Source organism: Sandaracinobacteroides saxicola (assembly GCF_014117445.1).
GTDB classification, from domain to species: domain Bacteria; phylum Pseudomonadota; class Alphaproteobacteria; order Sphingomonadales; family Sphingomonadaceae; genus Sandaracinobacteroides_A; species Sandaracinobacteroides_A saxicola.
Genome location: NZ_CP059851.1, coordinates 142,264 through 163,133 on the forward strand (window position 1 = coordinate 142,264; position 20,870 = coordinate 163,133).

Annotated in this window: 22 protein-coding genes; 14 read left to right on the forward strand and 8 right to left on the reverse strand. The window is 68.0% G+C overall.

Annotated features, from left to right (window positions below; translation table 11 throughout):
• Positions 1-7: 7 nt before the first annotated feature.
• The 6 genes from H3309_RS00680 to H3309_RS00705 are packed head-to-tail and all read left to right on the forward strand — an operon-like array spanning position 8 to position 6,709.
• Positions 8-1,237: an MFS transporter gene (locus H3309_RS00680; protein ID WP_182296552.1), complete on the forward strand. Its 1,230-nt coding sequence runs from the start codon at positions 8-10 to the stop codon at positions 1,235-1,237.
• Positions 1,237-2,487 carry a sarcosine oxidase subunit beta family protein gene (locus tag H3309_RS00685; protein WP_182296554.1) on the forward strand — a complete coding sequence of 417 codons (1,251 nt, stop codon included), beginning with the start codon at positions 1,237-1,239 and terminating at the stop codon, positions 2,485-2,487. Before H3309_RS00680 ends, H3309_RS00685 begins: the two co-directional genes overlap by 1 nt.
• Positions 2,487-2,729 (forward strand): sarcosine oxidase subunit delta, encoded by a 243-nt coding sequence (locus H3309_RS00690; RefSeq protein WP_182296556.1) that lies wholly within the window; start codon positions 2,487-2,489, stop codon positions 2,727-2,729. The genes H3309_RS00685 and H3309_RS00690 overlap by 1 nt, the downstream gene beginning before the upstream one ends.
• A complete protein-coding gene (locus H3309_RS00695; protein WP_182296558.1) occupies positions 2,726-5,365 on the forward strand; it encodes a 2Fe-2S iron-sulfur cluster-binding protein in 2,640 nt (879 codons plus the stop codon). The genes H3309_RS00690 and H3309_RS00695 overlap by 4 nt, the downstream gene beginning before the upstream one ends.
• Complete coding sequence (locus H3309_RS00700; RefSeq protein ID WP_182296560.1) at positions 5,358-5,834, forward strand: sarcosine oxidase subunit gamma family protein; 477 nt, start codon at positions 5,358-5,360, stop codon at positions 5,832-5,834. Before H3309_RS00695 ends, H3309_RS00700 begins: the two co-directional genes overlap by 8 nt.
• Complete coding sequence (locus H3309_RS00705) at positions 5,831-6,709, forward strand: amidohydrolase family protein (protein ID WP_182296562.1); 879 nt, start codon at positions 5,831-5,833, stop codon at positions 6,707-6,709. Before H3309_RS00700 ends, H3309_RS00705 begins: the two co-directional genes overlap by 4 nt.
• A 97-nt stretch (positions 6,710-6,806) precedes the next feature.
• Here the strand turns inward: H3309_RS00705 and H3309_RS00710 are convergent, their stop codons facing one another.
• On the reverse strand, positions 6,807-7,475 hold the full coding sequence (locus H3309_RS00710; protein WP_182296564.1) for a GntR family transcriptional regulator: 669 nt from the start codon (positions 7,473-7,475) through the stop codon (positions 6,807-6,809).
• A 103-nt stretch (positions 7,476-7,578) separates the two neighbouring features.
• Here H3309_RS00710 and H3309_RS00715 point away from each other — a divergent pair, with 103 nt between their 5' ends.
• Together H3309_RS00715 and H3309_RS00720 are read left to right on the forward strand one after the other, a co-directional pair.
• A complete protein-coding gene (locus H3309_RS00715; protein ID WP_182296566.1) occupies positions 7,579-9,177 on the forward strand; it encodes an FAD-binding oxidoreductase in 1,599 nt (532 codons plus the stop codon).
• Between the two features lie 11 nt (positions 9,178-9,188).
• The gene (locus H3309_RS00720) at positions 9,189-9,617 is read left to right on the forward strand and encodes a cupin domain-containing protein (RefSeq protein ID WP_182296568.1); all 429 of its coding nucleotides are present in this window, start codon (positions 9,189-9,191) and stop codon (positions 9,615-9,617) included.
• Between the two features lie 12 nt (positions 9,618-9,629).
• Here the strand turns inward: H3309_RS00720 and H3309_RS17505 are convergent, their stop codons facing one another.
• Together H3309_RS17505 and H3309_RS00730 are read right to left on the reverse strand one after the other, a co-directional pair.
• Entirely contained in the window at positions 9,630-10,133 is a 504-nt protein-coding gene (locus H3309_RS17505) for a nuclear transport factor 2 family protein (protein ID WP_182296570.1), read from the reverse strand.
• Positions 10,134-10,143: 10 nt separating this feature from the next.
• Positions 10,144-10,551: a nuclear transport factor 2 family protein gene (locus tag H3309_RS00730; protein ID WP_182296572.1), complete on the reverse strand. Its 408-nt coding sequence runs from the start codon at positions 10,549-10,551 to the stop codon at positions 10,144-10,146.
• 64 nt (positions 10,552-10,615) lie between these two features.
• Between H3309_RS00730 and H3309_RS00735 the strand changes: the two genes are divergently transcribed.
• Positions 10,616-11,407 carry an alpha/beta fold hydrolase gene (locus tag H3309_RS00735; RefSeq protein WP_182296573.1) on the forward strand — a complete coding sequence of 264 codons (792 nt, stop codon included), beginning with the start codon at positions 10,616-10,618 and terminating at the stop codon, positions 11,405-11,407.
• On the opposite strand, the gene H3309_RS00740 is transcribed toward H3309_RS00735, so the two are convergent.
• On the reverse strand, positions 11,404-11,901 hold the full coding sequence (locus H3309_RS00740; RefSeq protein ID WP_182296575.1) for a winged helix DNA-binding protein: 498 nt from the start codon (positions 11,899-11,901) through the stop codon (positions 11,404-11,406). The two genes, H3309_RS00735 and H3309_RS00740, sit on opposite strands and share 4 nt — an antisense overlap.
• A 260-nt stretch (positions 11,902-12,161) precedes the next feature.
• Here H3309_RS00740 and H3309_RS00745 point away from each other — a divergent pair, with 260 nt between their 5' ends.
• From H3309_RS00745 to H3309_RS00765, 5 genes are read left to right on the forward strand one after another with little or no spacing between them, the layout of a single operon-like run.
• Positions 12,162-14,636: a TonB-dependent receptor gene (locus tag H3309_RS00745; protein ID WP_182296577.1), complete on the forward strand. Its 2,475-nt coding sequence runs from the start codon at positions 12,162-12,164 to the stop codon at positions 14,634-14,636.
• Positions 14,637-14,648: 12 nt separating this feature from the next.
• Entirely contained in the window at positions 14,649-15,083 is a 435-nt protein-coding gene (locus H3309_RS00750; RefSeq protein ID WP_182296579.1) for a cupin domain-containing protein, read from the forward strand.
• Positions 15,084-15,085: 2 nt separating this feature from the next.
• Positions 15,086-15,673, forward strand: coding sequence for a carboxymuconolactone decarboxylase family protein (locus tag H3309_RS00755; protein ID WP_182296581.1), 588 nt, complete (start codon positions 15,086-15,088; stop codon positions 15,671-15,673).
• Between the two features lie 13 nt (positions 15,674-15,686).
• Entirely contained in the window at positions 15,687-16,856 is a 1,170-nt protein-coding gene (locus H3309_RS00760; RefSeq protein ID WP_182296583.1) for a class I SAM-dependent methyltransferase, read from the forward strand.
• Positions 16,857-16,858: 2 nt separating this feature from the next.
• Complete coding sequence (locus H3309_RS00765) at positions 16,859-17,209, forward strand: hypothetical protein (protein WP_182296585.1); 351 nt, start codon at positions 16,859-16,861, stop codon at positions 17,207-17,209.
• A 5-nt stretch (positions 17,210-17,214) separates the two neighbouring features.
• Here the strand turns inward: H3309_RS00765 and H3309_RS00770 are convergent, their stop codons facing one another.
• From H3309_RS00770 to H3309_RS00785, 4 genes are read right to left on the reverse strand one after another with little or no spacing between them, the layout of a single operon-like run.
• The gene (locus H3309_RS00770) at positions 17,215-17,955 is read right to left on the reverse strand and encodes an IclR family transcriptional regulator (RefSeq protein ID WP_182296587.1); all 741 of its coding nucleotides are present in this window, start codon (positions 17,953-17,955) and stop codon (positions 17,215-17,217) included.
• 24 nt (positions 17,956-17,979) lie between these two features.
• Positions 17,980-18,216, reverse strand: coding sequence for a biotin/lipoyl-containing protein (locus H3309_RS00775; RefSeq protein WP_182296589.1), 237 nt, complete (start codon positions 18,214-18,216; stop codon positions 17,980-17,982).
• Entirely contained in the window at positions 18,216-20,207 is a 1,992-nt protein-coding gene (locus H3309_RS17040) for an alpha-ketoacid dehydrogenase subunit alpha/beta (RefSeq protein ID WP_182296591.1), read from the reverse strand. Before H3309_RS17040 ends, H3309_RS00775 begins: the two co-directional genes overlap by 1 nt.
• 11 nt (positions 20,208-20,218) lie before the next feature.
• Positions 20,219-20,863, reverse strand: a complete 645-nt coding sequence (locus H3309_RS00785; protein ID WP_182296593.1) for a DUF1330 domain-containing protein — start codon at positions 20,861-20,863, stop codon at positions 20,219-20,221.
• Between the last annotated feature and the right edge of the window lie 7 nt (positions 20,864-20,870).

Here is a 20,870-nt window from a genome sequence, read left to right on the forward strand (position 1 = left end):
GCTTTCGATGCAGGCGATGGTGAGGGCAGAGGATATCCCCATCCGGCGCCGGGTTGTTGCCTTCGTGTTTTTCATGCTCGCCGACTTCTTCTATGGCTGGGCGTGGAATACCGAAAGCGTGTTCCGCCCGGACATCCGCGCGGCGCTGGGGCTGACGCTGACGGAAGCGGGCCTGATGTACACGGCGCAGGGGCTGGGCGCGCTGGTCGGCGGCGGGCTGATCATCGGCCAGGTGGCGGACCGGATCGGCCGGCGCAACGCGCTGTTCGTGGTGATGGTCGGCTATGGCCTGGCGTTGCTGGCGGGCACCTATGTGGTGAATTTCGAGCAGCTGATGGCGCAGCGCTTCGTGCTGGGGTTGTTCCTGGGCGGCGTGTTCCCGACGGTGGTGGGGCTTTATACCGCCCTGTTCCCGCGCCAGGTGTGCGGCAAGCTGGCGGGATTCTACAACGGCACCTTCAACGGATCGGTGACGGTGATGGGGCTGATCGTGGCGAGCGCGTTCAGCAGCGACTATCATCTCTATCTGCTGATGGGGGCGATCCCGCCGCTGCTGCTGGCGCCGTTCGCCTTCCTGATCGTGCCGGACGACCGGCGGGTGGTGGCGTTCGGGACGGACCCGGCGGCGCCGACGGTGGCGCGCGGCAGGCTGCCGATCGCCGAACTGTTCGGACCCGGCCTGTCGAGCCAGACGCTGCGGCTGGCGGCGATGGTGGGGCTGAACTTCTTCGGCTCGGCGAGCTTCATCAACTGGCAGACCACCTACATGGAGGAGGTGCGCGGCATCGCGGGCGCAAGTTCCAAGGCGATCTTCGGCTGGCAGTTCGCCGCCGCGATCGTCGGCGGGTTCATCTGGGGCGCAGTGAGCGACAGGTTCGGCCGGCGGGTGAACGCCTGGGGGTTCCTGGCCGGGGCGGCCTCGGTGCTGCTGTACCTGACGGTGGCGACGACGACCGCGACCCTGGCGCTGGCGGGGCTGGCCTATGGCTTCTTCATCGCTGCCTCGGTGATCTGGGGGCCGTGGCTGACCGAGCTTTATCCGTCGCATCTGCGGTCGACCGCGGCGTCGATCTTCCAGTGGGGGCGGATCGTCAGCTTCATGGCGCCGCCGATCACCACCGCGGTTGCCGCGGCGACCAGCCTGGGGGTGGCGATGGGGCTGGCGGCGGTGGCGTTCACGCTGTCGGCGCTGATTTGGCTGAGCCTGCCGGAGACCTTGCACCGGGAGGGACGCTGATGCGGACCTATTCGGCGCTGGCGCTGCTGCGCGAGGGACTGTCGGGCCATCGCGGCTGGCAGCGCGCCTGGGCCGATGCCACGCCGAAGCCGCATTATGACGTGGTGATCATCGGCGGTGGCGGGCATGGGCTGGCGACCGCGCATTATCTGGCGGCGGAGCATGGCATCAGCAATGTGGCGGTGTTGGAAAAGGGCTGGATCGGCGGCGGCAACACCGGGCGCAACACCACCATCGTGCGCTCCAACTATCTGTGGGACGAGAGCGCGCGGCTCTATGACCATGCGCTGGGGCTGTGGGAAGGGCTTTCGGACGCGCTCAATTACAATGTGATGTTCTCGCAGCGCGGCGTGATGAACCTGGCGCACAATCTGGGGGATGTGCGCGAGGGCAAGCGCCGGGTGAATGCGCTGCGGCTGAACGGGGTGGACAGCGAGTGGCTGGAGCCTGCCGCGGTGAAGGCCTTCTGCCCGCCGCTGGAGGTGGGTGCGGCGGCGCGATATCCGGTGATGGGCGCGACCCTGCAGCGCCGGGCGGGGACGGCGCGGCACGATGCGGTGGCCTGGGGCTATGCCCGCGCGGCGTCGGCGCGCGGCGTGGACATCATCCAGAACTGCGAGGTGACCGGGTTCCGGCGCGAGGGCGGGCGGATTGCCGCCATCGAGACGACGCGCGGCAGCATGACCGCCGGCAAGGTGGGGATGGTGGTGGCGGGGCATTCGAGCGTGCTCGCCGACATGGCAGGCTTTCGCCTGCCGGTGGAGAGCCACACGTTGCAGGCGCTGGTCTCCGAACCGGTCAAGCCGGTGCTGGACACGGTGGTGATGTCCAACGCGGTGCATGTCTATGTCAGCCAGTCGGACAAGGGGGAGCTGGTGATCGGCGCGGGGATCGATGATTATCTGAGCTATGCCCAGCGCGGCAGCTTTCCGGTGATCGAGCATCAGATGGGGGCGCTGCTGGCGCTGTTCCCGAGCTTTTCGCGGCTGCGGATGCTGCGGGGCTGGGGCGGGACGGTGGACATCTGCCCGGACGCCTCGCCCATCATCGGCCGGACGCCGCTGGACAATCTGTTCATCAACTGCGGCTGGGGCACGGGCGGCTTCAAGGCGACGCCGGGATCGGGGCATGTGTTCGCGCACACCATCGCCCGGGGCGAGCCGCATCCGCTGGCGGCGCCGTTCGGGCTGGAGCGGTTCACCAGCGGGCGGTTGATCGACGAGCATGGCGCCGCGGCGGTGGCGCACTGATGCTGCTCATTGTCTGCCCGCACTGCGGTCCGCGCGACCAGACCGAGTTCAGCCATGGCGGCGAGGCCGGGCGGGTGCGGCCCGCCAACCCGGAGGTGCTGGGCGATGCCGAATGGACGGATTACCTGTTCATGCGGACGAATCCGAAGGGGGTGCACAAGGAGCGCTGGTGCCACAGCGCGGGGTGCCGGAAATGGTTCGTGACCGGGCGCGACACGCGCAGCCACGGGTGGGTCAAATGAGGGTATCGGCGGGCGGGGCGCGGATCGACCGGGGCCGGGTGCTGCGGTTCCGCTTCGACGGCGTGGCGATGACCGGTCATCCGGGCGACACGCTGGCGTCGGCGCTGCTGGCGAACGGCGTGCACCTGGTGGGGCGGAGTTTCAAATATCACCGGCCGCGGGGGATCGTCTCGGCGGGGGCGGAGGAGCCGAACGCGCTGGTGACGGTGGGGGAGGGGGCGTTCGCGGAACCCAACACGCGGGCGACGATGGTGGAGCTGCATGAGGGCCTGGTGGCGACGAGCCAGAACCGCTGGCCCTCCCTTTCGTTCGATGCCGGCGCGCTGACCGGGCTGTTCGGGCGGTTCTTTCCGGCGGGCTTCTACTACAAGACCTTTTTCGGGCCGGCCTCGCGCTGGACCGGGCTGTATGAGCCGTTCATCCGGCGGATGGCGGGGCTGGGGCCGGCGCCGACGGCGGCCGATCCCGACCATTATGACCGGGTGGTGGCACATTGCGATTGCCTGGTGATCGGCGGCGGCGCGGCGGGGCGGGCGGCGGCGGCGGCTGCCTCAGGCCGCGTGATGATGCTGGATGAGGGCATGCCGGGCGCGGACCCGCCCGGCGTGACGTGCCTGTGGCGGACGACGGCGTTCGGGCGTTATGACGACAATCTGGTGATGGCGGTGGAGCGGGTGGCCGACCATCTGCCGCCGGATGAGCGCCGCGGGCCACGGCAGCGGCTGTGGCAGATACGGGCGAAAGAGATCGTGCTGGCGACCGGCGCGCATCAGCAGCCGCTGGTGTTTCCGGGGAATGACCTGCCGGGCGTGATGCTGGAGAGCGCGGCGGTGCGCTATCTGAACGATTTCGGCGTGCTGGTGGGGCGGCGGATCGTGGTGGCGGGCGAGATCGGTGGTGCGGACGCGCTGCGCGACGCCGGGGCGGAGGTGGTGCACCTGCCGCATGTGCTGGCGGCGCATGGCGGCAGGCGGGTGCGCGGCGTGACCGGGCCGGACGGGCGGCGGATCGCCTGCGACGCGCTGCTGATGGGCGGGCATTGGCAGCCGGCGGTTCACCTGTTCACCCATGTCGGCGGCAAGGTGGCGTTCGATGCCGGGCGACATGCCTTCCTGCCGGTGGCGGCGGAGGGTCAGCCGCGCTGCGTGGGAGCATGCGCGGGCGAGCTGCCGGTGGTGGCGCCGGTGGCACCGGTGGTGGGGCCGAAGGCGTTCGTGGATTACCAGAATGACGTGACGCTGGCGGACATCGACCTGGCGGCGCGGGAGGGGTTCGTCTCGGTCGAGCATCTGAAGCGCTATACCACCACGGGGATGGCGACCGATCAGGGCAAGCTCTCGAACCTGAATGCGCTGAGCCGGCTGGCGGACAATCTGGCGGTGGCGCCGGGGGTGGTGGGGACGACGACCTTTCGCCCGCCCTATACGCCTGTCACCTTCGGCGCGCTGGCGGGGCATGACCGCGAGCTGCTGATCGATCCGGCGCGGACGACGCCGCTCCATGGCTGGCATGTGGCCCGCGGCGCGGTGTTCGAGGATGTCGGGCAGTGGAAGCGGCCCTGGTATTTTCCGAAGGCCGGCGAGTCGATGCACGAGGCGGTGCTGCGCGAGGGGCGGGCGGTGCGTGAGGGCGTGGGGATGCTGGACGCCTCCACGCTGGGGAAGATCGACATCCGCGGGCCGGACGCGGCGGCGCTGTTGAACCTGGTTTATACCAATGCCTGGGCGAAGCTGGAGGTCGGGCGCTGCCGCTATGGCGTGATGCTGGGCGAGGACGGGATGGTGTTCGACGATGGCGTCAGCGCGCGCATCGCCGACGATCATTTCATCATGTTCACGACGACGGGCAATGCGGCGCGGGTGCTCGACCGGCTGGAGGATTATTGCCAGACCGAATGGCCGCACCTGGAGGTGTGGCTGAATTCGGTGACCGAGCATTGGGCGGCGGCAGTGGTGACGGGGCCGCGGGCGAGGGACCTGTTGAAGGGCGCGGTGAGCGGCTGCGACCTGTCGGCCGAGGCCTTTCCCCATCTGGCGTGGCGGGAGGCGGTGGTGGCGGGGCATCCGGTGCGGCTGTACCGCATCAGTTTCACCGGTGAATTGAGTTTTGAAATACACAGCGATGCGCGCCATGCCGTGGCGGTGTGGCAGGCGCTGTGGGCGGCGGGCGAGGCGCTGGGGGTGACCGCCTATGGCACCGAGACGATGCATGTGCTGCGCGCCGAGAAGGGCTATGTCATCATCGGGCAGGAGACGGACGGCACGGTGGGGCCACATGACCTGGGGCTGGGCTGGGCCGTTTCACTGAAGAAACCCGATTTCATCGGCAAGCGCAGCCTGGCGCGGCCGGACATGCAGCGGCCGGACCGCAAGCAGCTGGTGGGGTTGCTGCCCGATGCGGCGGTGCCCGAAGGCGCGCAGCTGACCGCGGGCGCGGCGGACAGGGCGATGCTGGGGCATGTGACCTCGGCCTATCACAGCCCGGTCATGGACCGGCCGTTCGCGCTGGCACTGCTGAGCGGTGGTCGCGCGCGGGTGGGGGAGGAGGTGTTCGCCCGGTTCGGGGGCGCGCCGGTGCGCTGCACGGTGACGGAGGCGATGTTCCATGATCCGGAAGGGGTGCGGATGAATGGCTGAGCTGGCGCGGATGCCGGACCGGGCGATGCTGGTCCTGCGCAGCCGGGACGCGGCGGCGTGCGGCCTGCCGGTGGGTGTGGGGTCCGCGGCGGCGTGGCGGGGCGGGACGGCGGTGTGGATCGGCCCGGACGAGTGGCTGCTGATCGGCGGGGACGGGGTGGGTGGCGACGATGCGCCGGCGCTGCTGGCGGGGTGCGCGGGGTTGCCGCTGGTGGCGGTGGACGTGTCGGGCAACCGGTCGCTGTATCGCCTGCACGGGGCGGACGCGGGCGCGGTGCTGGCGCGGGGCTGTTCGCTGGACCTGGCGGGGCTGGCGGTGGGGACGGGCTGGTCGACGCTGCTGGCGCGGGCGCAGCTGGTGCTGCTGGTGGCGGCGGACGGCTATCGGCTTTTGCCGCGGCGGTCGTTCGGCCGCTATCTGGAGGCATGGTTCCAGGCGGTGGGGGTTGCGGTGGCGGAGCGGTCATGATCGTCGACGGGCATCACCATTTCTGGCATTTGAACGAGGTTCATTATCCCTGGCTGGCGGCGGCGGGGACGCCGCGCTTTTTCGGTGATCCCGATCCGATCCGGCGGGACTATGGCGTGCCGGAATTCCGCGCCGACCATGCGCACGTGGACGTGCGCGCCTCGGTGCACATCCAGGTGGGGGCGGCGGATGCCTTCGCCGAGACCGCCTGGGTGGCGCGGCATGCGGCGGCGCAGGGCTGGCCGGTGGGAATCGTGGCGGCGGCGGACCTGACGGCAGCGACGCTGGCGGACGACCTGGCGCGGCACGCGGCGCTGGCGGACGGGCGGCTGCGCGGGGTGCGGCAGATCGTGGCGCGGCATCCGTCCGAAGACGGGCCGGGAGCGGGGGCCTTGTTGCGCGATCCGGCGTTCGCGCGCGGGCTGGAGACGCTGGCGGCGGCGGGGCTGCGGTTCGACCTGCAACTGACGGGCGAGCTGCTGGCCGAGGCGGCGGCGGTGTTCGGCGCGGTGCCGGCGCTGCGGGTGGCGCTGTGCCATGCCGGCTCCCCCTGGGACGCGAGCGAGGGGGGCATGGCGCGCTGGCGGGAGGGGCTGCACGCCTTCGCGGCGCTGCCCGGCGCGGTGGTGAAGCTGTCCGGGCTGGGGATGCTGCGGCGTGACGGCGCAGGGGTGGGCGCGATCGCCGACGGGCTGCTGGCGGCGTTCGGCACGGCGCGGATGATCTGGGGCAGCAACTGCCCGGTCGATGCGCTGCACCGGCCATGGCAGGCGCTGTACGCGGAGGCGCGGGCGCTGGTGCCGGCGGCCGGGCGGGAGGCGGTGTTCGGCGGCAACGCGGCGGCGTTTTACGATCTGGATACCAAAACCCCCTGATGTTGACTCATCAGGGGTAGGAGGCGGCGCATGGGCGCCGGCGCCCGGTCGGGCTTGCCGCCCGCGGCGGAGGGGATGGCATCGCAGGGACGGGCTATTAGCCCTTGCTGCTGTTGCGCATGTTGGTGAGCACCCAGCGGATGTGGCTGACGAAGGTGACGACGCTGCTGTGGGCGTCGCCGGACAGGATCATGGCGTGGATCTGCCGGTAGTTGAGGATATATTGTTCCCAGTGGCCGCCCGGCGCCAGTTCGGCGAGCAGCGTGGTGTAGAAGCGGATGTAGGGCCGGCGGTAGAAGAAATCGAGGAAGGCGTTGCCGGACAGCGCGTTCAGCTCGATGTGGTAGCGGTAGAGCGCTTCGACGAAGACCTGCGGGTGGCGGCGGATCCAGGCGTCCTCGATGCGGGCGAAGGCCTCGATGATGACGGCGCGGGGGGCTTCCTCGCTCATGCGGGCGGTGGCGAGGCGGACGCCGAGGACGCAGATCGCCTCGGTGAACTCCAGGAACTCGACCAGCTCCTTGGGGCTGAGGCGGCGGATGCGGGCGCCGCGGTTGGCGACCAGCTCCACGACGCCTTCGCCGGCGAGCATGTGCAGCGCCTCGCGCACGGGGGCGCGGCTGACATTATATTCCTCGGCCAGGTCGGCGGCGATCAGGCGCTGGCCCTGGACATAGCGGCCGCGCATGACGCCATCGACGATGGCATCGACGACGGCGGCGACGGAGGAGATTTCCTCGTCATCGATCTTTGCTTCGCTGGTCATTGCCCCTGCCTAAACCATGAAGTGCCGGCCGCCAAGTTTGTCGGTTGATGCGGGAGACAATTTTGCATACAAAAATGCCAAGCGATTCGAGGGAGACTAGCGCATGGCGACGGTGTTGGCGGAGGTTCGGGACGGTGACGGCCTGGCGCAGCGGCTGCGGCAGCTGCTGGGCAACGACCATGTGCTGGTGGACGAGGCCAGCCGCGCCTTCTACTCGACCGACCTGAGCTGGCGGCCGCGCGAGGTGGCGGCGATGGTGGCGCGGCCCGGCAGCGTGGAGGAGCTGGCGGCGACCGTGGGCGCGGCGACGGAGGCCGGCTTCGCGGTGGTCGCGCGCGGCGGCGGCATGTCCTATACCAGCGGCTATACGCCGGAGCGGCGCGACACGGTGCTGCTGGACACGCGGCGGCTGAACCGGGTGATCGAGGTCAACACCGAGGACATGTATGTGCTGGTGGAGGCCGGCTGCACCTGGAAGGAGCTGCACGAGGCCCTGGCGCCGCACGGGGTGCAGACGCCCTATTGGGGGCCGCTGTCGGGCGCCTATGCGACGGTCGGCGGCGCGCTCAGCCAGAACAGCCTGTTCCATGGCTCGGGCATCGGCGGCACCGCGGCGGAGAGCGTGCTGGGGCTGAAGGTGGTGCTGGGCGACGGCCAGCTGCTGACCACGGGCAGCTGGGCGCATCGGGCCGGCAATCCCTTCTGGCGGCATTTCGGCCCCGACCTGACCGGGCTGTTCACCGCGGACACCGGCGCCTTTGGTGTGAAGGCGGTGGCGGCGCTACGGCTGGTGACGGCGCCGAAGCACACGGGGTACCTGTCCTACAAGTTCGACACGCTGGAGGCGATGCTGGCGGCGCAGGTGAAGATCGCGCGGCTGGGGATCGCGTCCGAATGCTATGGTTTCGATCCCTATTACAATGGCGGCTTCGAAAAACAGGGCATCACCTTCGAGGAAGGCCTGTCGATTGTCGGCAAAATTGCCCGGAAAGGCGGGCTGAAGGGGTTGAAGGCGGCGGCGAAACTGGCGCTGGGGGGCAAGCGCATCCTGAAGGATGTGCCCTATTCGCTGCACATGACGCTGGACGCGCATACCGAGCTGGTGGCGGCCGAGCATACCGACATGGCCGCCGAGATCTGCGCCGAGCTGGGCGGGACGGAGATGGCGAACAGCATCCCGACGGTGTTCCGCGGCGCGCCCTTCGGCGGGGTGCGCACCATCCTGTTGGGCAGCGAGGGCGAAATCTGGATTCCGGTGCATGGTTATTTCCCGCTGTCCCGCGCGATTCCGGCGGCGCAGGCGACCGAGCGCTTCCTGGCGGAGCGGCGCGACCTGATGGACCAGTGGGGCATCAAGACCAGTTACCTGACCTGTTTCAGCGGGCCGGAGTTCGTGATCGAGCCGAGCTTTTACTGGCATGACGAACTGGGCGAGTTCCGGCTGAGCCTGATCGAGCCGGAGTTCGCCGAGAAGTGGAAGGACATTCCGGCGAACGAGGCGCGGCGCGCTGTGGCGCTGAAGCTGCGCGACGAGCTGCGCGACCTGTTCGACAGCCTGGGCGGGCTGCACCTGCAGATCGGCAAATATTACCCCTATACCGACATCATGAACAATGCGCCGCTCGCGCGGGTGGTGCGCGGGGTGAAGGAGGTGCTGGACCCGCAAGGCCTGGTGAACCCGGGGTCATTGGGATTGCGTTGAGGGAGACGGCCATGGACCGCATCAGCTGGGGCAAATTCGCCCATTACCGTTACGACCCGACCGATCTGGACGCGGAGCCGGACCTGCAGTTTCCGTTCGTCGAAGGCTCGCGCTTTCGCGCCGCGAACATCGCCATCGATGAGCCGGCGGTGCAGATCAACATCGAGGATTTCTACCAGGGCGTGGAGATCCCCTGGACGCTGGCGCATGACGAGGTGCACACGGTGATCAGCGGCGAGTGCGAGATCGACTATCACCTGCCGCCGCTGATGCTGGAATCGGGGACGGTGCGGGTGAAGGCGGGCGACGCCTATTACATGCCGCGCGGCTGCCGGGTGGTGTGGCGGGTGCTGAGCGAGGAACCGTTCCGACATTATTGCGTGTGTTTCCCGAACCCCGGCTATCCTATTCCGGTGGTGCGCAGCGTGCGGGAGGCGTAGTTTTCCGGGTCTTCAGGACGGGCTGGCGTCGAGGATCTGGCCGGCGAGCGGGCTCAGGTGCAGGCTGAGGGCTTTCCAGCCGGCCGGCGTGCGGGTGCAGACGGCGGAGACGAAGCCGGGGCGGAGACGGAAGCCGGCGTCCTTCGGCTTGCCGCGCAGGTTGAAGAAGGCGGAGACGATGCCGGTCTCGCCATGCACCTGCGCCGTAACCTGCGACAGGATGATTTCCAGCCGTTGCCAGTTGGCGGCGTGGAAGGCGAGGTGATCGGCGGCGGCGGTGCGATCCATGGCGAAGGGCACATCGTGATCGATCATCAGCGCGGCCTCGGCGAGGAAGTCTTGGCGGGCGCGGGCCAGCGCCGTCGGCGCGTCTGCAGGGGCGGTGAAGGCGGCGCGGAAGGCGGCCTCCAGCCCGGCGGCTGGGTCGGGCGCGGCCATGGCGGCGGCGGGGAGCGTGGCGGCGGTAGCAGCAGCGAGGGCGGCGGCAAGCGCGGTGCGGCGGTCCGTATCGGTCATGGCGCGTCCTTCAGGCGGGGGATTGGCGGGTGACGTGGCCGATGATCGGCGACTGGTGCCAGCTGGCGAGTTTCCAGCCGTCGGTTCCGCGCCGCCAGCCCTGGCTGAACAGCATCGGGCGCAGGCGGAAGCCGGCATCGACCGGCTTGCCGCGGAACATGGCGAAGCCGAGCACCGCGCCGCTGCCGCCGGACGCCACGAAGCGCAGGCCGCTGGGGAGCCAGGCGAAGCCCTGCCAATTGTCCGGACCGTGGAAGGCGATGTGCGCCTGGAAGCCGGCGCGGTCGACGCGGAAGGGCAGGTCTTCATCGAAGATGATCGCCTGGGGCAGGATGGCGGCGTAGAAGGCATCGAGGTCGCCGCGGGCGAGGGCGGCGGCGAGCGCGGCGAAGGCGGCTTCGAGTGATGGATCGGACATGGGGACCCTCTTGCCAGTTTTGCATACAGAATCATAAGATAGGTTGCGATGCAAGGGAGGGTTTATGATTCGCTGTGGCTATGTCGATATCGCTGCCGGACAGGTGCATTACCGGCATGTCGCCGGCGAGGGCCTGCCGATCCTGTTCTTTCACCAGAGCGGCAGTTCCGCGAAGATGTGGGACAAGGTGATGACCCGGCTGGACGGCGGCCGGCCGATGTTCGCGTTCGACATGGCGGGCTATGGCGGCAGCTTCGATCCCGATCCCGAGCGGGATCCGACGATGGCGGACTATGTCGACTGGCAGGCGGCGGCGGTGGCGGCGCTGGGGATTTCACGCGCGCATCTGGTGGGGCATCACACCGGGTCGTGCGTGGCGGTGGAGCTGGCGGCGCGCCATCCGGCGCTGGCGCAATCGCTGACGATGGCGGGGCCGGTGCCGCTGACGCCCGAGGAGCGGGCGGAATTCGCCAAGCATTTCGGCACGCCGTTTACACCGCGCGCCAGTGGCGGCTATCTGCTTGATAACTGGCATTATCTCCACAATCTGGGGGCGCATGCCGATGTCATGCTGCACCATCGCGAGCTGGTGGACACGCTGCGCGCCTGGTTCACCCGGGTGCAGAGTTACAACGCGGTGTGGGGGCAGGATTTCGCCGGGTTCCTGATGGCGGTGCAGGCGCCAATGCTGTTGATGGCGGCGGAGGATGATGTGCTGTATCCCTTCCTGGCACGCGCGCTGGCGATGCGGCCGGATGCTGAAAGCTGGCCGGTGAAGGGCGCCAATTTCGAGCCCGACCTGGACCCGGACGGTTTCGCGGCGGGGCTGTCGGCCTTTGTGGCGAAGCATGGTTAGCTGCCCAGTATCTTGCGGTTCAGGACGGTTTGGGTGGACTGGTCGTAGAGGCCGGTGAGGCGTTCGAGCGCGGCGGCGCCTTCCTCCAGCGCGGGTGACAGGCCGTTGACGTCGCCGATCAGCGCCACCAGCAGTTCCTGCCGGACGCGGGCGTAGGCGTCGGTGGCGGCGCGGCCCTTGTCGGTCAGGCGGTAGCCGGCCTCGCGCTTGCTGTTGCCGGTGATGCGTTCAATGAGGCCGGACTGTTCGATCTTGCGCAGGGAATATTGCAGCGTCGAGACGTCGTTGCGGTTGAGGAAGAGCAGCAGTTCGGAGAGATTCTGCGCCTCGCCGCGCATGCGAATCGAGTGCAGCAGCCAGACGTCGGTGGCGCCGAGCGGCGTGCCGCTGACACTCTTGTGCAGGAAGACGCACCAGCGGCCGAACGCCTCGACGGCACGGATCATGGCGAGCTCGGCGCGGGTCAGCGCCGCGGCGCTGTGGTCCGCGGTCATGTAGCGGACCGGCTTTCCGTCCTTATCGCTATCCGTATCAGCACCTTGCGGTTCGGTTGCCGCCATTTGCCTGCCCTTTCGCCGGTTCTGTTCCGTGCAATTCACCTGCGTTTTGGCTGCGCCAGCACAAACCCCAACGCGGCGAAATGCGATGGTTTAAGATGCATTCTTTTTCGTTGACAGCAAGCGAAAGCTGCACAGAATTGTATGCAAAGAGGGATGACTGCGAGCACCCGCAAAAATCACAAGGGAGAGATCGGATGACGGGTCGGAACGGAACATGGGTGGCGGTCCTGCTGGCGTCGGTCGCGCTGCCGGGCCTGGCGGTGCCGGCGGTGGCGCAGACCGCGGCGGCGCCGGCGGCGCCGGCGGTGGAGGAGATCATCGTGACCGGCACCAAGCGCGATGAGAAATTCATCGATGTGCCGGTGGCGGTGCAGGTGTTCAGCGAGAAGGCGATCACCCAGGCGGGGATAACTCGGCCACAGGATTTCCTGGGGCTGACGCCGAATGTCACTTTCATTCAGTCCAACCATGCCGGTGAGGCGTTCGTCAATGTGCGGGGTCAGACCAGCGTGCGGCAATCCGAATCGGCGGTGGCGGTGGTGATCGACGGCGTGCAGCTGGCGACGCAGAATGAATTCAACGGTGAGCTGTTCGACATCCAGCAGATCGAGGTGCTGAAAGGGCCGCAAGGCGCGCTTTACGGGCGCAATGCGGCGGCGGGCGCGATCATCATCACCACCAAGCCGCCCACCGACGAGTTGAGCGGCTCGGCCTCGATCAGCTATGGCAACTGGCAGTCCGTGAAGGCGGTCGTCAGCGCCGGCGGCGCGATCGTCCCCGGCAAGCTGCGGGTACGTGTGTCGGGCGCGATCAATGACAGCGAGGGGCCGTTCACCAACATCATCACCGGCGAGAAAAGCTATCGCACCAACGAGAAGACCGGCCGGCTGCGGCTGGACTGGAACCTGACCGATGACGTGAAGCTGGATATCCGGGTCGGCGGCAGCCATCTGACCGGCGGCGCCATCGCCGCGCAGGCGCAGGGGCCGAACATCGTGGTGGGCGGTGTGCGCAGTCCGGTGAACAGCAATGCGCCGACTGCGCCCTATGTCAGCGACGTGCCGGGATCGAACGTGCAGGACAAGTTCAGCAGCTCGCTGAAGCTGGATGCCGATTTGGGGCTGGGGACGATCACCGCGGTCAGCGCCTACAGCCGGATCGTCGATAATTATCAGGCCAAGCTGTTTCCCTACATGACGCATGCCGATCCGCGCAACGATGCCGGCAATGCCATATTGTTCGGCGACCAGACGCAGAAATATCGGATCGCCAACAAGGCGTTCAGCCAGGAAATCCGCTTCACCTCGAAGGGGGATGGCCCGGTACGCTATCAGGCCGGGCTGTATTTCCTGACATCGACCCGCAATTTCACCACCGAACAGGGCTATAACGGCCGGGTGCCGCTGAACCCCAACGGCACGCCCAACATTGGCGTCAGCGGCTTTCTGCCCAATCCCAACGGCCTGATCCGCGGCAGCCTGGACCCGGCGATTTCAACGGCCATCTTCGGAGCGGCGTTCAACCGCTGGGATCGGCTGCTGATCGGCGGAGGCGCCATCGCGCCGACGCTGGGGATCGACGGGCTGGACAGCAGCAACCCGACCAACGCCTATGACATCAGCGAGTATAAGGCGCGCAACTTCGCGCCCTTTGCCAATGCGCAGTGGGATATCACACCCGATATCGAGCTGGGGGTGGCGGCGCGCTATGACATCGAGAAGCGCGAGGTGCGGACGCTGACGCCGAACGTCATCAACCCCTTCACCGGCGCCAGTTTCAACGATTGCGTGCGCATCCTTGGCGTGCAGCCGGGCGCCTGCAGCAAGGAGAAGACCTTCAAGCAGGTGCAGCCGAAGGTGACGCTGACCTACAAGTTCCCGGAGCGCAATGGCTCGGTCTATGCCACCTGGGGGCGCAGCTTCAAATCCGGCGGCTTCAACGCCATCGGCACGCGCGAGCGGGTGGTGCAGGCGACGCAGGTGGGGATCACCCGTGCGCAGGCGGAGGCGCTGGTGTTCGTGCGCGACGATTATGACAAGGAAGTCGCCGACAGCTATGAGGTGGGCTTCAAGTCCGAGTTCGCCGACCGGCGGGTGTCGCTGAACGGCGCCGGTTTCATCACCAATGTGCGCAACGCGCAGCAGTTTGTCTTTTTCCCCGCCGGATCGGTGCAGGCCGTGTCCGCCATCGACAAGGTTGAGATCAAGGGTTTCGAGTTCGATGCAACCGCGCGGGTCGCCGATACGGTCACCCTGTTCGCCGGCTTCGGATACATCGATCCGAAGATCAAGGCGTATCGCGCACAGGCATCTAGCGTCGGCAACCGCGCGCCCTACGTATCGGACTACAACCTGACCGTTGGCTTTCAGGTCAACCAGCCGCTGTCGGACAGCCTGACGCTGAATGCCCGCGGCGAGTATAACCGGCAGGGGTCGCTGTTTTTCGACAGCGCCAATACGCCCGGCACGAAGCGCGATCCGGTGAACCTGGTCAACGGCCGGCTGGGGCTGAGCGGCGAGCGCTGGGAGGCGGCGGTCTGGTCGCGCAACCTGTTCAACGAGCGCTATCGCAGCGAGAGCGTGGTGCTTGTCACCGGCATTGGGGTGTTCAATCCTGGCTTCCCGGCGCTGCCCCGCAGCTTCGGGGTGGAAGCCAAGTTCAAATTCTGACGGAGAGATTGCATGCCCATCGGTCTTGCCCCCACGCCGCGGTCGGGTTTCGGCATCCACAGCATCGACGATGCCGTGATGGACGCGGCGCCGATGCTCCCTCTGCCGTTCAACCCCGGCGTCAGCATCCGCGGCTATTCGGCGATCAACCAGCCCAACTGCCAGGTGATCATCGAGGATTTCATGCCCGGCGACGAGTTCGTGTGGACCTTCGTGCATGACGAGTTCCAATATTGCCTGAGCGGTGAGATGGAGGTGGAGGTGTTCCTGCCGCCGCTCTACGCCGAGAGCGTAAAGGCGCGCATCACGCCGGGCACCGTCTATACCTATCCGGTCGGCGCGCGGAAGCATGTGAAGGTGGTGGGCAGCGTGCCGTTCCGCCACATCTGCTTCTGCCCGCCCAGCCCGGACTATCCCTTCCCCACCTATGACGAGCTGAAAGGGTAGCCATGCCGAACCCGTCGATCACGCCCATCCCGCGCGACGCGCTGCCCGCCGACCTGCAACCGCTGCACGATACCGGCGTGGAGCGGACGGGCGACGCGACGATCATCGGCGTGATGGCGCACCAGCCGGACATCCTGCGCTGGTATTTCGGCGAATTCTACGATGGCCTGTTCTACAACAAGCATCCCGGCATGACGGTGGATGTGCGCAGCAAGGAATTGCTGCGGCTGAAGCTGTCGAAACAGCATGGCTGCCAGTTCTGCAACCGCTTCAACACGGTGGAGGCGCTGGCCGCCGGCATCACCCAGGCACAGGTGGATGCCATCTACGACCCCGAAAGCCCGGTGTGGGACGCGAAGGACCGCGCCGTCATCGCGCTTGCGGAGGAGATGATGCTGCAGAACATGGAGGGGCATCTGTCGCCCGCCCTGCACGCGCGGCTGTGGGCGCATTACAGCGAGGCGCAGATCATCGAGCTGGGATTCATCGCCGCCGTGCTGACGGGGGTTGCGAAATGGATTTTCACCTTCGACATGGTGAATCGCGAGGAAATCTGCCCGATCCAGCGCCCGGCGCTGGCAGCCGAATAGGAGGAGAGTGAGAATGGAAACGCTCGATCTGACCCGCCAGGCGCCGCACGCGGTGCTGCCGCAGACCACCGCCGAGGAGTTCGACCGGCAGGAGTTCGTGAAGAGCCTGAAACTGCACCTCGCCAGCAAGGTGAGCCTGGGCAACAAGGCGGCGTTCGAGGGCCGGGCCGCGCCGGCCTTCGCCCGGGCGCATGGCAAGCCGCCGGAAAGTCACCACGACATCCGCCGCGCGATGGCGGACGAACCCTATTTCAACTTCTGGAGCGCGTTGCAGCGCAACAGCCAGGAGATGATGTGGAAATCGGTGCAGATCCCGGTCGAACGCCAGCTGCCGGCGATCATCGAGGCCGGCAAGGCGGCGGCGGGCACCGGCACGCTGCGGCTGAACCCGGCGCTGGAAATCCCGCGCTATCACCGCAGCGTCGACATCCACTGCATGCCCGGCGGCTATCACAGCGAGTTCGCCGAGGACGACCTGGCGAACGGCGCGGTCTATGATCGCGCGGTCTATATCTATGCCATGGGCCGGATGGGACCGCTGAACAGCGACATCGGCGACACCACCATCGCCGCCATCAAGGCGCGCTTCCCCGGGCTGAAGCCGCGCCGCATCCTGGACATGGGCTGCACCGTCGGCCATTCTACGCTGGGCTATTGCGATGCCTTTCCCGATGCCGAGGTCCATGCCATCGATGTCGGCGCGCCGGTGCTGCGCTATGCCCATGCCCGGGCGCGGTCGCTGGGCAAGACGGTGCATTTCAGCCAGCAGAATGCCGAGGCGACCGATTTCGAGGATGGTTTCTTCGACCTGATCGTCAGCCACATCCTGGTGCACGAGACCGGCCACCGGGCAATGCGCGCCATCATGCGCGAATGCCACCGGCTGCTGAGCCCGGGCGGGGTGGTGGCGCATGCGGAAACGCCGCCCTATCGCGACCTGCCGGCCTATGACGCCTTCATGCTGGATTGGGACACGCGCAACAACAACGAGCCTTACTGGGGCGCATCGCACGAGATCGTGGCGGCGGAGATCGCGGCGGAGACCGGCTTCGATCCGGCCAAGGCGTTCGAACTCTATCAGCCGAGTGCCTTCGAGGCCGCGGAGGCGAAGCGCACCAAGGTGTTCCAGGGGGGTGATTTCGGCGGCGGCGGCGCCTGGTGGCTGTGGGGTGTGCAGAAATAGCCATGGGCATCGAGCTGCAGAAAAAGGCCCGCGGCGAGCGGCCGCGCTATTTCGCCGATCCGGCGATCGACAAGACGCTGGCGATCACGCTGGCGCTGGCCGGCGAGGTGGCGGTGCTGCGCGACCGGCTGGACAGCATCGAGCGCATCCTGGAATCGGGGGCGCCGCTGACCCGCGCCGCCATCGACGGCTTCGTGCCCGATGCCGCCATGCGGGCGGAGCGCGATGCCTGGCGCGACCGTTACCTGGATAATGTACTGCGCATCGTCCACCAGGAGCGCGAGGAGCTGGAGCAGCGGGCGGCGGAGGCGCAACCCTATGAGGCGGCGATCGAGCTGGTGGAGAAGGGGTAGGCCCGTCAGTCCACCAGCGTGCGCGCGGAGGCGCGGCGCAGCAGGTCGACGATGACGTCCTGCCGCCGGGCGATGCGCTGGCTGAGCCCGGCGACGGCGAGCACCAGCGGTTCCGCGCTGTCCTCCTGCTGCAGGGCGACGGCGACCGCGCCGGCGTCGGGTGTCACCCGGTCATAGACGGCGGCATAGCCCTGCTTCTTGGTCTCCGCGATGGCACGCTCGGCCTCCGCCAGCAGCGCCGCGGTGATCGTCATGTCGCGGCGGGCCACCTCGCGCAGGATGACGGGGACGCGCGACGGCGGCATGCCGGCGAGGCAGGCGGTGCCGACCGCGGTGCCCAGGATGGGAAAGCGCGTGTCCGAATCGAGTTGCAGCGCGATCGGCTGGGTGCCGGGCAGCACGCGCAGGCAGCGCATTTCCGTGCCGGCCAGCGCCGTCAGCGTGATGGTCTCGCCGGTGCTGGCCTGAAGCGCGCGCATCGTCGGCAGGATCTGCTCGTCGATCAGCAGTGGCGGCAGCCAGTCCGCCAGCGCCACCAGCCGGCGGGTGGGGAGATAGCTGAGCTCGACCGGGTGCAGCGACAGATAGCCCTGGGCGTGCAGGCTTTTCAGCAGCACCCCCAGGCTGGACTTGGGGTAATCGAGCAGGCCGCAGAGCTGTGCCAGCGACAGGCGGCGCTGTTCGCGCGCGAACACCTCCATGATTTCGAAGGCGCGCGCCGCCGATTTGACCAGGCCATCAGACATGGCGCGGGCATAGCCGGTGCCAGTTCAGGTCACAATCTCGGCAATCGGGGTGCCGATCCGCATGGTTTGCCCGATGGCGCCGAGGACGGTGATGGTGCCGGCAAACGGGCTTTCCACCTCGAAACTGCTTTTCTCGGTCTCGATCGAATAAAGTTTCTGGCCGACCGCGACCGTGTCGCCGGTGGCGACGAACCATTCGACCAGCGTGCCTTCCTGCATCGAGACCGCGAGCTTGGGGATTTTCAGCGTCATTTTCGGCATCAGAGCAGGGCCCTTGCTTTCCGGACGATCCCGGCGGCGTCGGGAAAGTGCATGGATTCGAGGTTCTGGGCGAAGGGGATCGGCGTGTAGCGGGCGCCGAGGCGCGCGACCGGGGCCTTGAGCTGGCCCCAGAGGCTTTCCTGGAGCCGGGCGGCGAGCTCGGCGCCGAAGCCGCAGAACTCGACCGCAGCGTGCACGATCAGCGCCCGGCCGGTGCGCGCGACGGAGGCGCGGACCGTCTCGAAATCGAGCGGCACTAGGCTGCGCAGGTCGATCACCTCGGCCTCGATGCCGTCCGCGGCGAGCGTTTCGGCGGCGGCGAGCGCCTCCTGCATCGCCCAGCTGTAGCTGATGATGCTGAGGTCCCTGCCGGGGCGCGCGATGGCGGCCTTGCCCAGCGGCACGCGATAGGGCTGTTCGGGCACCGGACCGGGCACGAAATAGCAGCGCATCGCCTCGAGGATGATGACCGGGTCGGGATCGTCGACGGCGGCGAGCAGCATGCCCTTGGCGTCGTAGGCGTTGGATGGCGCGATGATCTTCAGGCCGGGGATATGCGCGAACCAAGCCTCCAGCGACTGGCTGTGCTGCGCGCCGAAGCTGCCGACCTTGCCGGCGGTCAGCATCCTGAGAACGATGGGCACGCTGGTGCGGCCCCCGGACATGTAACGCAGCTTGGCGGCATGGTTGGCGATCTGGTCCATGCATACCATGGCGAAATCATTGATCATGATCTCGGCGATGGGTTTCAGGCCGGCGAGGCTGGCGCCGATGGCGGCGCCGACGATGGCCTGTTCGGAAATGGGGGTGCCGCGCACGCGGTCGCGGCCATATTTGGTGGACAGGCCATAGGTGGCCTTGACGATGCCGCCGGCGGGATCCTCGATATCCTCGCCCAGCAGGATCACGTCGGGATTTTCGGCGAGGGCCTGGTCCTGCGCCTCGTTGATGGCCTGGCCGAACATGATGCGCCGTGTTGTTTCGATGCGCGCCGGTTCGCTGGGCGCGGGGCCGGGGATTTCCGGGCTGTGCGTGGGGTCGGCGAAGATGTCGGTGGTCAGCTCATGCGCCCCCGGCGCCTGGGCGCTTTCGGCGAACGCCTGCGCGGCATCGACCTCGGCCATCACCCCTGCCTCCAGCGCGGCAAGGTCGGCGTCGGTCGCATGGCCATCGGCGATCAGGCGCGCGCGGAAGGTGATGACCGGCGCCTCGGCGCGGGCGGCCGCCAGCAGCGCGGCATCCATGTGCGCCTCCTCGCTGCCATAGCTGTGGCCCTGCAACCGGTGCGCGACGCATTCCAGCAGGGTCGGGCCGTCGCCGGCGCGGGCGCGGGCGATGGCGCGACCGGCGGCGGCGTGCAGCGCATAAGGGTCGGTGCCGTCGACCTTCTCCCCGGCCATGCCATAGGCGGCGGCGCGCGACGCGATGTCCGGCGAGGCGGTCGAGCAGGCGAAGCTGGTGTATTCGGCGTAGAGGTTGTTCTGGCAGACGAACAGCAGCGGCAGCTTCCACAGGGCGGCAAGGTTCAGCGCCTCGTGCACGGCGCCGATGTTGGCCGCGCCGTCGCCGAAGCTGCACGTCACCACCCGCCCCGTGCCCTTCAGCTTCGCGGCGAGCGCCAGGCCGGTGGCGATGGGCGCGCCGGCGCCGACGATGCCGGTCGTCACCATCAGGCCGCTGGTGGGGTCGGAGAGGTGCATCGGACCGCCCTTGCCCTTCGACGTGCCCGATTCGCGGCCATACATTTCCGCCATGATTTCGGTCAGCGGCGTGCCCTTGGCGACGATGTCGTGGATGCAGCGATAGGTGATGACGCTTTCATCGTCGGGCTTCAGGTGGGTGGCGATGGTGGCCGGGATCGCCTCCTGCCCGCCGCAGGGATAATATTGGAATTGCAGGTCGCCCGCCGCCAGGCCCTGCTGGATGCGCTGGTCGGTGCGGTGGATGCGCACCATGGTGCGATAGATGGCGATGGCGGTCTGCGAATCCATGTGCGTCTCCGTCAGCCGGCGATGCCGGCGGTCAGTTGAACCTCGAAATCGCCCTTGCCGGTCCGGATGGGGATGGCGACCGTCTGATAGCGTTCCGAGAACCAGAAATCCTGCGCCGCGGCGATGTCGGGCCAGCGGCTGATGGCGAGGATGCCCCAGCCCCAATTCCCGTGCAGCACGCGGACGCTGCCGCCGAGTTCGAACAGCGGGTAATAGCCGCCGCGTTCGCGCAGCATCGGCAGGATCACGTCGCGATAGGCGTCCATGGCGGCTTCGTCATGGCCGGTGCCCTCGATCAGCATATAGGCGCGGGGGCGGTCCGACGCCGGCACGGTGACCGTGGCGATGGTCGGCACCGGATGGCCGGGCCAGCCCTCCCACGCCAGCCCCGCCGCGCCCAGCACCTGCGCGCCGGCGGGAAGGCCGGCCGCGAGCGCGGCGGCGCCGGCCCAAAAGGCGTCGAGATCGGGCGCCCAGGCAAAGCGCGCGATCAGCAGCGAGGTGTGGATCGTGCCCGGTTCCAGCACGTCCACGGCACCAGCCTCGCTGGCGGCGAGGATGGTGCCGCGCGCGGCCTCGATGGTTGCGACCCAGGAGGCATGATCGATCGGGGACGGCGATTTCAGGATGAGGAAGGAAGGGGCAAGGCCGGTCATGGTATCC

What these genes read in the sequence shown, in the direction of transcription:
- H3309_RS00680 (WP_182296552.1), top strand. Translation starts at nt 8, where the DNA reads ATGCAGGCGATGGTGAGGGCAGAGGATATCCCCATCCGGCGCCGGGTT.
- H3309_RS00685 (WP_182296554.1), top strand. Translation starts at nt 1,237, where the DNA reads ATGCGGACCTATTCGGCGCTGGCGCTGCTGCGCGAGGGACTGTCGGGC.
- H3309_RS00690 (WP_182296556.1), top strand. Translation starts at nt 2,487, where the DNA reads ATGCTGCTCATTGTCTGCCCGCACTGCGGTCCGCGCGACCAGACCGAG.
- H3309_RS00695 (WP_182296558.1), top strand. Translation starts at nt 2,726, where the DNA reads ATGAGGGTATCGGCGGGCGGGGCGCGGATCGACCGGGGCCGGGTGCTG.
- H3309_RS00700 (WP_182296560.1), top strand. Translation starts at nt 5,358, where the DNA reads ATGGCTGAGCTGGCGCGGATGCCGGACCGGGCGATGCTGGTCCTGCGC.
- H3309_RS00705 (WP_182296562.1), top strand. Translation starts at nt 5,831, where the DNA reads ATGATCGTCGACGGGCATCACCATTTCTGGCATTTGAACGAGGTTCAT.
- H3309_RS00710 (WP_182296564.1), bottom strand. Translation starts at nt 7,475, where the DNA reads ATGACCAGCGAAGCAAAGATCGATGACGAGGAAATCTCCTCCGTCGCC.
- H3309_RS00715 (WP_182296566.1), top strand. Translation starts at nt 7,579, where the DNA reads ATGGCGACGGTGTTGGCGGAGGTTCGGGACGGTGACGGCCTGGCGCAG.
- H3309_RS00720 (WP_182296568.1), top strand. Translation starts at nt 9,189, where the DNA reads ATGGACCGCATCAGCTGGGGCAAATTCGCCCATTACCGTTACGACCCG.
- H3309_RS17505 (WP_182296570.1), bottom strand. Translation starts at nt 10,133, where the DNA reads ATGACCGATACGGACCGCCGCACCGCGCTTGCCGCCGCCCTCGCTGCT.
- H3309_RS00730 (WP_182296572.1), bottom strand. Translation starts at nt 10,551, where the DNA reads ATGTCCGATCCATCACTCGAAGCCGCCTTCGCCGCGCTCGCCGCCGCC.
- H3309_RS00735 (WP_182296573.1), top strand. Translation starts at nt 10,616, where the DNA reads ATGATTCGCTGTGGCTATGTCGATATCGCTGCCGGACAGGTGCATTAC.
- H3309_RS00740 (WP_182296575.1), bottom strand. Translation starts at nt 11,901, where the DNA reads ATGACCGCGGACCACAGCGCCGCGGCGCTGACCCGCGCCGAGCTCGCC.
- H3309_RS00745 (WP_182296577.1), top strand. Translation starts at nt 12,162, where the DNA reads ATGACGGGTCGGAACGGAACATGGGTGGCGGTCCTGCTGGCGTCGGTC.
- H3309_RS00750 (WP_182296579.1), top strand. Translation starts at nt 14,649, where the DNA reads ATGCCCATCGGTCTTGCCCCCACGCCGCGGTCGGGTTTCGGCATCCAC.
- H3309_RS00755 (WP_182296581.1), top strand. Translation starts at nt 15,086, where the DNA reads ATGCCGAACCCGTCGATCACGCCCATCCCGCGCGACGCGCTGCCCGCC.
- H3309_RS00760 (WP_182296583.1), top strand. Translation starts at nt 15,687, where the DNA reads ATGGAAACGCTCGATCTGACCCGCCAGGCGCCGCACGCGGTGCTGCCG.
- H3309_RS00765 (WP_182296585.1), top strand. Translation starts at nt 16,859, where the DNA reads ATGGGCATCGAGCTGCAGAAAAAGGCCCGCGGCGAGCGGCCGCGCTAT.
- H3309_RS00770 (WP_182296587.1), bottom strand. Translation starts at nt 17,955, where the DNA reads ATGTCTGATGGCCTGGTCAAATCGGCGGCGCGCGCCTTCGAAATCATG.
- H3309_RS00775 (WP_182296589.1), bottom strand. Translation starts at nt 18,216, where the DNA reads ATGCCGAAAATGACGCTGAAAATCCCCAAGCTCGCGGTCTCGATGCAG.
- H3309_RS17040 (WP_182296591.1), bottom strand. Translation starts at nt 20,207, where the DNA reads ATGGATTCGCAGACCGCCATCGCCATCTATCGCACCATGGTGCGCATC.
- H3309_RS00785 (WP_182296593.1), bottom strand. Translation starts at nt 20,863, where the DNA reads ATGACCGGCCTTGCCCCTTCCTTCCTCATCCTGAAATCGCCGTCCCCG.